Here is a 10,283-nt window from a genome sequence, read left to right as displayed (position 1 = left end):
GGGGGCGGGGGGGCCCCCCCCACACCGCCGGGCGCCCCCTCACCTTCCGCGCCCCTTGCGGCGGATCTTGATGGCGCGCACACCCGTCACCCCTCTTTCCTCGTGGCATAGGTGGCCAGCGGCTCGCCCAGCACTCCCCGGTACGCGTCCAGCAGACCGGTCACGGCCTCGGCGATCGCGTCGGGTCGCTCCCCCGCCTCGGTCCGCCTGCCGATCTCGGCGAAGACCAGCGCGTGGAACGCCCCGAGCTGCGTGGCCACCACCCGGGGCAGCGGATCGTCCGGCGCGGCGCCGGTCTCCTCGGCCAGTACGGCGGCCAGCGCGTCGGTCATCTCCCGGCCGAGGTCCTCCAGCCGGGCGATGAGCGTGGGCGCGGCCCGCATCATCGCGAAGACCCGCCCGAAGCCCTCGGTCAGCCCGAGCGAGCGGTCCCGCCGCCGCACCTCGTCGCGCAGCCGCGCCAGCACCGCGTCGGCCGCCGACTGCCCGGGGGCGCGGTCCCGTACGAGGTCGGCGAGCCGCCGCGAGGACGCCTGGTCCGGCGGCAGCACCAGGTCCTCCTTCGACTCGAAGTAGTTGTAGAGGGTGTTGACCGACACCTCCGCCGCCGCCGCGACCTCGGCGATCGTGACGCGGTCGAAGCCCCGCTCCACGAACAGCTCGATCGCGACCCGGTTGATGCGCTGCCGCGTCTCCCGCTTCTTGCGCTCCCGTAGCCCTTCTGCCATGCCCCGAAGTCTAACCTCACTGCAAACTTGAAATGCATTGCAGTTTTGCAGCGGACTATGTTTTTATCGCAGCCATGTCCACACCCCTCACCCCTCCCCCGGCCATCCGCACCCGGGGCCTCACCCGGACGTTCCGGGTCCCGGCGGGCCCGGTGCACGCCGTCCGTGGCATCGACCTGACCGTCGACCGCGGCGAAATCCTCGGCTTTCTCGGCCCCAACGGCGCGGGCAAGACCACGACCCTGCGCATGCTCACCACCCTGCTGCCGCCCAGCGGCGGCGAGGCGTCGGTCGCCGGGCACGACCTGCGGCGCGACCCGGCGGGGGTGCGCCGCAGGATCGGTTACGTGGCCCAGTCCGGCGGCCTCGACCCCGCCTGCGCCGTACGCGAGGAACTGGTCACCCAGGGACGGCTGCACCGGCTGCCCAGGGCGGAGGCGCGCGAGCGCGCCGGGGAACTCGCCCGGGACCTCGGCCTCACGGCCCTGCTGGACCGCCCCACCGGCGCGCTCTCCGGCGGTCAGCGCCGCCGGGTGGAGATCGCGCTCGGCCTGATCAACCGGCCCGAGGTGGTCTTCCTCGACGAACCGACCACCGGGCTCGACCCCGGCAGCCGCGCCGAACTGTGGGACCTGGTCCGGCACATCCGCGCCGAGCACGGCACCACGGTCTTCCTGACCACCCACTATCTGGACGAGGCCGACGCGCTCGCCGACCGGATCGTGGTCGTGGACGCCGGGGTGATCGTCGCCGAGGGCACCCCGGCCGACCTCAAGGCCCGCCACGCGGGCGATCCCACCGCCAGCCTCCAGGACGCGTTCCTGGCCATCACCGGCCGGTCCGCGGCGACCGACGCCCCTCTCTCCATCTGACCTCCATCTGACCTCCTTCTGACCTTCGACACCTACGAGGCACTGCCATGACCCTGCTCGCCGACACCGGCGTCGTCTTCGGCCGCTACCTGCGGGCCACCCTGCGCTCGAAGATCAATCTCTTCTTCGGCATGCTCCAACCGCTGCTCTTCCTGGCGCTCTTCGGACCGCTGCTGACCAAACTGAGCCTGGGCGTGAGCGGTTCGTCCTGGCAGACCCTGGTCCCCGGGGTGCTCGTCCAGCTCGCCCTGCTCGGTGGCTCGTACGTGGGGCTCGGCCTGCTGATGGACCGCAACCTCGGTGTCATCGACCGGATGCGGGTCACCCCGGTGAGCCCGCCGGCCCTGCTGCTCGGCCGGGTGCTGCGCGATGTCGTCCAGCTGGTGGCCCAGTCGGTGCTGCTCGTCCTCCTCGGGCTGACCTTCGGGCTGCGCGCGCCGCTCGCCGGAATCCTGCTCGGGCTGCTGTTCGTCGCCGTACTGTCGGCGGCGCTGGCCGCCCTCTCGTACGGGCTGGCCATGCGCGTACGGACCACACCCGAGTTCGCCGCCATCGCCAACACGGCGGGCATGCCGCTGATGCTGCTGTCCGGGCTGCTGCTGCCGATGTCCCTCGCCCCCGGCTGGCTGGACGGCGCCTCGCACGCCGTGCCGTTCCGCTACACGGTCGACGCCGTGCGCCAGGCGTACCTGGGCCACTACGCGGACGGCACCGTCGCCCTCGGCGCCGTGGTCACCCTGGCCCTGGCCGCCGTGTGCCTCGCCGCCGGGGCCCGGCTCTTCCGGCGGGCGAAAGGGTGAGTGCGGAACGCGGGGGGCGCTTTGAGCAGCGACATGAGCATGCCGTACATTCCGACACCCGCTACTACCGTTCCTAGAGACTGAGCGGGAGTGAGTCCTGGTGCCAGAACTCGTGCTCAGCCGTGCGCCCCGAACGGTTGTGGGCGCACTGGTCCCCCGCTTTCGCTCTGCATCCGGCGTCTACGGATCGTGTCCGTGGTCCGGGAATGCGGGGGCGGGTTTCCTCACGCCCCGGGGTGTCCGGTGCGGCCTGGACGGTCCGATGCCCCGCACCATCGCTCTGGTCGTGCGGGGGCGGTGCCGTCCGTCGCCGGATCGGGTGCCCCAGGGCGCGCCTTCCGATCGCCACCGCTGCCGCATGGTGGCGAGTGGTCCTTCTGTTCTTGCTGGTGAGGGGCTTTTGCCAGTGCTGGGCGCCCCATCGGCTGGTGTACGCGGGATCCACAGCCACGACGGCGATGCCGAGCTCGGCGGCCATCGATACCAGTCGAGCCCGCAGCTTGGCGGTGGGCATGCCGGAGATCAGTTTGCGGAACCGCTTCCGCCGCCCGTGCTTCTCCCGGGTGGCGTCCGCCTGGAAGTCCAAATCCTCAATCGCGATGGCCACCCCGTAGCGTTTGGCCCAGTGCAGGAGGCTGATGAGAGCATGCCGCACTTGCGCGTCCCGGTGCGGTGCGCTGCCGGACAGGTCGTAGTCGAACCTGCGCGGTTCACCGACAGGGTTGCCGTGGGTGTCCAGGCGCCAGGCGGCTAGGTGGTCGGCATTGGTGTCGACGCCGATCAGCCCGCCGGACCTGACCGCCTCCAACGGCACCGTCCTCACCGGCGGGATCTGCCAGGAGGCGGTCAGGTACCAGCGGTCACGCTCCACGTCGTAGTGGATGCGATAGGCCACCGCGCGATTGGCCGTAATGCGGTCGGCCCACTGCTCGCCCCGGTGCCGGAAGCCGACCCGGCACGCCAGCAGATACCGACCATGGGGCGCGTTCGCCAGCCCCGCCAGCGGCCCCGGAAGCTTGACGCTCACCTCACCATCCGGGCTGACGCGGATCGTCTCGTTCCCGTACCGCTTCCCCGACTCGCCATCCGCCTGGAGGAACCAGCGCTCAGCCTCCCACCGCACCCGCCACTGCGCCTCGGTCAACCGGGCAACTTCGAGGTGGTGCCGGGTGCGCAGCAGCTTCCTGCCACCGCGAACCACACGCACCCGTGCGGCCTCACGGTCGGCCCGCTCCCGCTCCAGCTGATCCTGAAGCAGGCACAGACGACGGGACTTGGCAAACCACTCCCGCCGGGAACGGTAACCACCCGGCAAGCCCCGAGAGCCCTTCGCCCCAACCGGCAGCGAGAGCCGCTGCGTGATCGTACGGACACCGGCCTCAAGGGACTGGATAAACGCGAGCTGACCACGCCGGGCCAGCCCCCACTGATCATGCGTGACCTTGGTGATACTGCCCGCCCACCGAGAGGAAGACTGACCGGTCAACACCCGCTTCCGCCGCGCCCACCGGTCACTGTCATGATCCAGCCCGGCCGCGCAGCGGGCCTTCCAATCCCGGGAAGCCAGAGAGCCCAGCCAGCCACCGACCAGACGCAGGACCATCTCGTCCTGACCAGTCAGGCCCTTGAGTCCGGCGCGGACGGCCATCCCGGACGGGCCGGGCACCACGAACGGCGCCGCCACCTCACGCAACCCGCCCATCCCCCACCCTCCATACGGCCCGAAGATCCCCCCGTCACAACACCCAACGAACACCCGTCGCAAAGGTCACGCATGCGACTCAAGAACTCCCGTTCCCGTTTGCGGGCGTTGAGCCGGTAGAAGGTGGCGTGACGGGCTGGGCTGGGCACGCCGAGGTCGACCAGTTAGGGTCGGCCGTCGACCGTGGATCTTGTTCGCGACGATGGCTATGCCAGGGCCGGTGTGGCAAACCAGCGGCGCCCGGTGACCGCGACCTCGACGGTGATGCCGCTCAAGGCTTGGAAGTGGGGCATGATCGAGCGTTCCCTACGCGAGGAGTCTTCTCGATCAGGAGGGGTAAACACGCGTTGATCCAACCGTTTACGGCCAGGAGAGACACGTGCCCAGATCGCTCGTCACCGGTATCGCCGCCACCGCCGCCGCGACCCTCCTGCTCACCGGCTCCGGGGCGGTGAGTGGCAGCGCCACCGCCACATCGCCTCGTGAGCCCCGCGCCACCAGCGTTCATCAGGTCCGCATTCAGGACGAGTTCGACTCGCTCGGGCCCGAGGTGCGGGCGATGAAGCTGGATTCGGGGCGCACCGCGCACTACATCGACGAGGGGCCCCGGGACGGGAAGCCGGTGCTCTACATCGGGGGCACGGGAACCAGCGCGCGGGCGGCGGGTATGACGGACTTTCTGCGCAGCACGCGGGAATCCCTCGGGCTGCGGCTGATATCCGTCGAGCGCAACGGCTTCGGGGACACGGAGTTCGACAAGGGCCTGGGGAAGGCCGACTTCGTGAAGGACGCGCTGCAGGTGCTGGACCGCGCCGGGGTACGCAAGGTCAGCGTGATCGCCATTTCGGGTGGCGGGCCCTACGCCGCCGAGCTGGCTTCCCTCGCGCCCGACCGCGTTCAGTCGCTGCATCTGGCCGCCGCGCTGCCACCGTACGGGGCCAAGCCGTCCTACTGCTCGATGTCCGACGAGGAGCTGGGCAGGTCGCTGGAGAAGCAGATCGCCGATCCGCGTATCTGGTGGGCGCTTCCGGAGGACAGTCCGACCAAGCGGGTGCGCGGGTTCGCCGACACCGCGTACGAGGACGGGGCCCGCACCTACAACCAGCGCGGGCAGAAAGCCGACCCCGCGCCGCAGGTGCACGAGCAGAAGCTGTACTGCGAGCGGCCCGGACCGGATCTGTCGAAGCTGAAGGCGCCCGTCATCGTCTACAGCGGGAAGAAGGACACGACCGTGCCGCCGAGCATGACCGGGACCTGGAAGGAGCATCTGCCCGGCGATCCGGCCGTGCGCAGCTATGCCGACTCGGGGCATGACGTGCAGTACCGGCACTGGGACCAGATCCTCGTCGACCTGGCCGGGTACCCGGACCGCACCGTCGTCTGCTACCGGGGGCACAGCGCCATGCCACCGGCCGAGGTCGCCGATCCGCTGGTGGAGAAGGGGCGTGCCACGCTCGGCAGCTGCGCCTGGCAGAAGTCCGGCTGATCAGGTCAGGGGCGGGGGACGTTGCGGAGGTTGGAGCGGGCCATCTGGACCATTCTGCCGACGCCGCCGTCCAGCACCATCTTGCTGGCCGACAGCGCGAACCCCGTCACCATCTCGGCCCTGATCTTCGGTGGGATGGACAGCGCGTTGGGGTCGGTGACGATGTCGACCAGGGCGGGGCCCTTGTGGTGGAGGGCGGTGCGCAGCGCGGAGCGCAGATGCTTGGGCTTCTCGACGCGTTCGGCGTAGGCCCCGGCGGCGCGGGCGAGCTGGGCGAAGTTGGGGTTGTGGTTGCCGGTGCCGTACGCGGGCAGGCCCGAGACCAGCATCTCCAGTTCGACCATGCCGAGGGAGGAGTTGTTGAACAGGATGACCTTCACCGGCAGGTCGTACTGGACGAGGGTGAGGAAGTCGCCCATCAGCATCGTGAACCCGCCGTCGCCGGACATCGAGATGACCTGGCGGCGGCGGTCGAGGAACTGGGCGCCGATGGCCTGCGGGAGTGCGTTGGCCATCGAGCCGTGGGTGAAGGAACCGATCACCCGGCGGCGGCCGTTGGGGGTGAGATAGCGGGCCGCCCATACGTTGTTCATCCCGGTGTCCACGGTGAAGATCGCGTCCTCGGCGGCCTCCTCGTCCAGGATCGAGGCCACGTACTCCGGGTGGATCGGAACATGCTTCTCCACCTTGCGGGTGTACGCCTTGACCACGCCCTCCAGCGCCTCCGCGTGCTTCTTCAGCATCCGGTCCAGGAACCGGCGGTCGGTCTTGGGGCGCACCTTCGGGGTCAGACAGCGCAGCGTCTCGCGGACGTCGCCCCAGACGGCCAGGTCGAGCTTGGAGCGGCGGCCCAGATGCTCGGGGCGGACGTCGACCTGGACGGTGCGGACGTTGTCGGGGAGGAAGGCGTTGTAGGGGAAGTCGGTGCCGAGGAGGATCAGCAGGTCGCATTCGTTCGTCGCCTCGTACGCGGCGCCGTAGCCGAGCAGTCCGCTCATTCCGACGTCGTACGGGTTGTCGTACTGAATGTGCTCCTTGCCCCGCAGCGCGTGCCCCACCGGTGCCTTCACCCGCTCGGCGAAGGCCATCACCTCCGCGTGCGCCCCGGCGGTGCCGCTGCCGCAGAAGAGCGTCACCCGGTTCGCCTCGTCCACCATGCGCGCGAGGGTGTCGATCTCGGTGTCGCCGGGGCGCACGGTGGGGCGTGAGGTCACCAGCGCGTGCTCCTCGGCGCGCTCGGGCGCCGGGCGCGCCGCGATGTCGCCGGGGAGCGAAACGACGCTGACGCCCCGGCGGCCGACCGCGTGCTGGATCGCGGTCTGCAGCACGCGCGGCATCTGCTGCGGGCTGGAGATCAGCTCGCTGTAGTGGCTGCACTCGCGGAACAGCTGGTCGGGATGGGTTTCCTGGAAGTAGCCGGTGCCGATCTCGCTGCTGGGGATGTGCGAGGCGAGGGCGAGGACCGGGGCCATGGAGCGGTGGGCGTCGTACAGCCCGTTGATCAGGTGCAGATTGCCGGGCCCGCAGGAGCCCGCGCACCCGGCGAGCTTGCCCGTGAGTTGCGCCTCGGCGCCCGCGGCGAACGCGGCGCTCTCCTCGTGGCGGACCTGGATCCAGTCGATGGCGGAGTTGCGGCGGATCGCGTCCACGACGGGGTTGAGGCTGTCGCCGACCACCCCGTACAGCCGCCGCACCCCGGCGCGGGCCAGGATGTCCACGAATTGCTCGGCCACGGTCTGCTTGCCCATCGCGGCGCCTTTCGTTCCTTATCGTCCCTGTCGTCCCGGGTTGCCGTGTTCCCTCACGGACCATCAACCCATGGACGGGACGCTCACGCCTCCCAGACGGCGGCCGCCGTACGGTCGTCGGCGTACCCCTTGACCCCCACCTGGGCATCGGCGAGGAACCCGGCGAGGCCCGGCGGCTCGGCCCCAGCCCAGCGTTCGGCCAAGTGCGCGGCGAGCGCGGGCTCGGCGCGCAGCGGCTCGGCGAGGCCGGTGCCGCAGAGCAGCAGGGTGTCACCCGGTTGGGCGACGGAGGCACGGAAGCGGAAGGCGCCGGTGGGCTCGGGGCCGGGCTCGGTCTGCGGGACACCGTCCGGGACGGCTTCCCATTCGGCGGGCAGTTCCGGGGCTGACGGGCGCCCGTCGCCGAAGGCGAGCACGGGCCCGCCGACGGTGTCGCCCTCCCTCGGGTCCGGTTCCAGGTCCTGCCAGGCGCCGTCGCGCAGCCGGAACAGCCCGCCGTCACCGGCCCCGAAGAACACCCGCACCCGGCAGCCCGGGTGGGCGGGCAGCAGCAGACAGCGCACCGGGGCGGTGTACGCGGCGGGGTCGAGGCCGAGTTCGGCCGCGCGGGTGCGCAGCCGCCCGTAGCCCCGGTCGGTGAGCCGGTGCAGCCCGGACTTGAGCGCGCCCCGCCGGGCGGCGTGGATGTCCTGCGCGAGCCGCGCGTGGCTGCGGCCGATGGCCGCGCCGATCCAGCCGCACAGCTCCCGCGCGGCCTCCGGCGACGCCCCGCCCGCCACGGCGACCAGGACCAGGGCGCCGTTCCCGGTCCCGAACCGGGCCGTGAGCAGCGTGTCCCGCCGGGGCTCGCCCCCGGAGCGCGCCGCGTCGCCGCGCAGCGATACGGCGCGCAGGGTGAACGTCCCGTAGCGGGCGCCGTCGAGCACGGTGTCGGGCACCGTGCTGGACGGCTCTTCCGGGTCGGCGACGGGCAACGTGGTCGGCTCGGCCTCGTAGACGGGCGGCCCGTCGCCCACGAACGCGGCCCCGGCAGCCCGCCAGGGCCGCCGGGGCGTGGGGGCGGACGGGGACCCGCTCCCGGGAGATCGCCACCCCTGCGGACCACCTCCCGCGCCCCCGCCCGACCCCGGCGCGGAGGCGGATGGGGACGGCCCGTCGCCGCCCGCCCCGCCCTCCGGCCCCGGCGCGACGCCACCCGGCTCACGCTCCGACGAGCCCCAGGGCGCCCCTGCGGCGGGCATCTGCTCCCCACCGGTCGGCCGTCTGCCGCCGAGCGTGCGGGTCGCGGAGTCGAAGCGGTCGTCCACCGAATCGGCCGCCGCGGCGGGTCCGGCATCGGCCCGGGCCGGGTCGTACAACTCCCCCCACCAGTCGTTTTCCTGACGGCGTCGGTCGTCCCCCTGCTGGCTCATCCCCATATTGTCCACAGCGGAGCTTCACGGGAACACCACGCGATTCCCCCGGGGCCCCGGACGTCCCCGCCCCGGAGCGGGCGCACACCGCCCGTCGCGGCACGCGTCGCGGGGTCTTGGGGCAGAGCCCCGAGTGTCGGGAAGGGGCGGGCCAGGGGAAAGCCCCCGGCCCACCCCGACGCTACGGGCAGCCCGCCCGTGAACCGGAGCCGCCGCCCCTACCCCCGGTACGCCTCCAGCAGCCGCAGCCATACCTCGCTCACCGTGGGGAACGACGGCACCGCGTGCCACAGGCGCTCGATCGGCACCTCACCGGCCACCGCCACCGTCGCCGAGTGCAGCAGCTCCCCCACGCCCGGGCCCACGAACGTCACGCCGATCAGATGGCCCCGGTCCAGGTCGACGACCATGCGGGCGCGGCCGCGGTAGCCGTCCGCGTACAGGGCGGCGCCGGTGAGCTGGCCGAGGTCGTAGTCGACGACCCGGATGCTGCGGCCAGCGGCCTCGGCCTGTTCGGCGGTCAGTCCGACCGCGCCGACCTCCGGGTCGGTGAAGACGACCTGCGGCACCGCCCCGTGGTCCGCGGTGGCCGCGTGGGCGCCCCAGCGGTCGGTCTCCAGGAGGGGTACGCCCTGGGCGCGGGCGGCGATGGCCGCGCCCGCGATCCGCGCCTGGTATTTGCCCTGGTGGGTGAGGAGCGCGCGGTGGTTGACGTCGCCCGCCGCGTACAGCCAGCCACCCGGCACGTCCCGCACCCGGAGGGTGTCGTCCACGTCCAGCCAGCCGCCGGGCGTGAGCCCGACCGTCTCCAGGCCGAGGCCATCGGTACGCGGCGCGCGCCCGGTGGCGAACAGCACCTCGTCGGCCTCGACGGTCTCCCCGCCGTCCAGCGTCAGCGTCACCGCGCCGTCCGCGCCATCGCGCCGTACGGCCGTCACGGACGTCCCCGTACGGATCTTCACCCCCGCCTCCGCGAGCGACTCCGCCACCAGCTCGCCCGCGAACGCCTCCATCCGCTCCAGCATCCCCGAGCCACGGATCAGCATGGTCACCTCGGAGCCGAGGGCGTTCCACGCGGTGGCCATCTCGACGGCCACCACCCCGCCGCCCACCACGGCCAGCCGCCGGGGCACCGTGGACGAGCTGGTCGCCTCCCGGCTGGTCCACGGGCGGGCCTCCGCGAGGCCGGGCAGATCCGGCAGCGCGGCCCGGCTGCCGGTGCAGATGGCCACGGCGTGCCGGGCGGTCAGGAAGCGCTCCTGCCCGTCCGGCTGGGTGACCGCGATACGGCGCGGCTCGACGAGCCGCCCGTAGCCACGGACCAGGTCGATGCCCGCCGAGTCGAGCCAGCCGACCGCGCCGTCGTCCTTCCAGTTCGAGACGAACGCGTCCCGGTGGGCCAGCACGGCACCCGCGTCCAGCGGCGCGGCCGACGCCTGCCGCGCCCCGGGCGTACGCCGCGCCTCGGCGCGCGCGATGACCGAACGCAGCAACGCCTTGCTGGGGACGCAGGCCCAGTACGAGCACTCGCCGCC

Annotated in this window: 8 protein-coding genes; 3 read left to right on the top strand and 5 right to left on the bottom strand. The window is 72.2% G+C overall.

Going from position 1 to position 10,283, the window contains the following annotated elements; genetic code table 11:
* Window positions 1–86: 86 nt before the first annotated feature.
* Window positions 87–728, bottom strand: a complete 642-nt coding sequence (locus tag ACFV9T_RS28100; protein WP_385445074.1) for a TetR/AcrR family transcriptional regulator — start codon at window positions 726–728, stop codon at window positions 87–89.
* 74 nt (window positions 729–802) lie between these two features.
* On the opposite strand from ACFV9T_RS28100, the gene ACFV9T_RS28095 reads away from it, so the two are divergent.
* Window positions 803–1,600, top strand: a complete 798-nt coding sequence (locus tag ACFV9T_RS28095; protein WP_385445073.1) for an ABC transporter ATP-binding protein — start codon at window positions 803–805, stop codon at window positions 1,598–1,600.
* Between the two features lie 47 nt (window positions 1,601–1,647).
* On the top strand, window positions 1,648–2,400 hold the full coding sequence (locus ACFV9T_RS28090) for an ABC transporter permease (protein WP_385445072.1): 753 nt from the start codon (window positions 1,648–1,650) through the stop codon (window positions 2,398–2,400).
* A gap of 73 nt (window positions 2,401–2,473) precedes the next feature.
* Here the strand turns inward: ACFV9T_RS28090 and ACFV9T_RS28085 are convergent, their stop codons facing one another.
* A complete protein-coding gene (locus ACFV9T_RS28085) occupies window positions 2,474–4,102 on the bottom strand; it encodes an IS200/IS605 family accessory protein TnpB-related protein (protein ID WP_385445070.1) in 1,629 nt (542 codons plus the stop codon).
* A gap of 379 nt (window positions 4,103–4,481) precedes the next feature.
* On the opposite strand from ACFV9T_RS28085, the gene ACFV9T_RS28080 reads away from it, so the two are divergent.
* Window positions 4,482–5,588 carry an alpha/beta fold hydrolase gene (locus tag ACFV9T_RS28080; RefSeq protein WP_385445068.1) on the top strand — a complete coding sequence of 369 codons (1,107 nt, stop codon included), beginning with the start codon at window positions 4,482–4,484 and terminating at the stop codon, window positions 5,586–5,588.
* 5 nt (window positions 5,589–5,593) lie between these two features.
* On the opposite strand, the gene ACFV9T_RS28075 is transcribed toward ACFV9T_RS28080, so the two are convergent.
* The 3 genes from ACFV9T_RS28075 to ACFV9T_RS28065 form a co-directional block, all read right to left on the bottom strand.
* The gene (locus ACFV9T_RS28075; RefSeq protein WP_385445066.1) at window positions 5,594–7,336 is read right to left on the bottom strand and encodes a pyruvate dehydrogenase; all 1,743 of its coding nucleotides are present in this window, start codon (window positions 7,334–7,336) and stop codon (window positions 5,594–5,596) included.
* Between the two features lie 83 nt (window positions 7,337–7,419).
* Window positions 7,420–8,748, bottom strand: a complete 1,329-nt coding sequence (locus ACFV9T_RS28070; RefSeq protein WP_385445064.1) for a protein phosphatase 2C domain-containing protein — start codon at window positions 8,746–8,748, stop codon at window positions 7,420–7,422.
* Between the two features lie 218 nt (window positions 8,749–8,966).
* Window positions 8,967–10,283 (bottom strand): dihydrolipoyl dehydrogenase family protein (locus ACFV9T_RS28065; protein WP_385445062.1); only part of this gene is annotated, 1,317 nt, incomplete at its 5' end.

The sequence above is a fragment of the Streptomyces sp. NPDC059850 genome (assembly GCF_042731515.1).
Classification (GTDB): Bacteria; Actinomycetota; Actinomycetes; order Streptomycetales; family Streptomycetaceae; genus Streptomyces.
Note: the sequence above shows the minus strand (reverse complement) of the source record. Positions and strands in the feature narration are given on the sequence as shown.

What these genes read in the sequence shown, in the direction of transcription:
- ACFV9T_RS28075 (WP_385445066.1), bottom strand. Translation starts at nt 7,336, where the DNA reads ATGGGCAAGCAGACCGTGGCCGAGCAATTCGTGGACATCCTGGCCCGC.
- ACFV9T_RS28085 (WP_385445070.1), bottom strand. Translation starts at nt 4,102, where the DNA reads ATGGGCGGGTTGCGTGAGGTGGCGGCGCCGTTCGTGGTGCCCGGCCCG.
- ACFV9T_RS28090 (WP_385445072.1), top strand. Translation starts at nt 1,648, where the DNA reads ATGACCCTGCTCGCCGACACCGGCGTCGTCTTCGGCCGCTACCTGCGG.
- ACFV9T_RS28095 (WP_385445073.1), top strand. Translation starts at nt 803, where the DNA reads ATGTCCACACCCCTCACCCCTCCCCCGGCCATCCGCACCCGGGGCCTC.
- ACFV9T_RS28070 (WP_385445064.1), bottom strand. Translation starts at nt 8,748, where the DNA reads ATGAGCCAGCAGGGGGACGACCGACGCCGTCAGGAAAACGACTGGTGG.
- ACFV9T_RS28100 (WP_385445074.1), bottom strand. Translation starts at nt 728, where the DNA reads ATGGCAGAAGGGCTACGGGAGCGCAAGAAGCGGGAGACGCGGCAGCGC.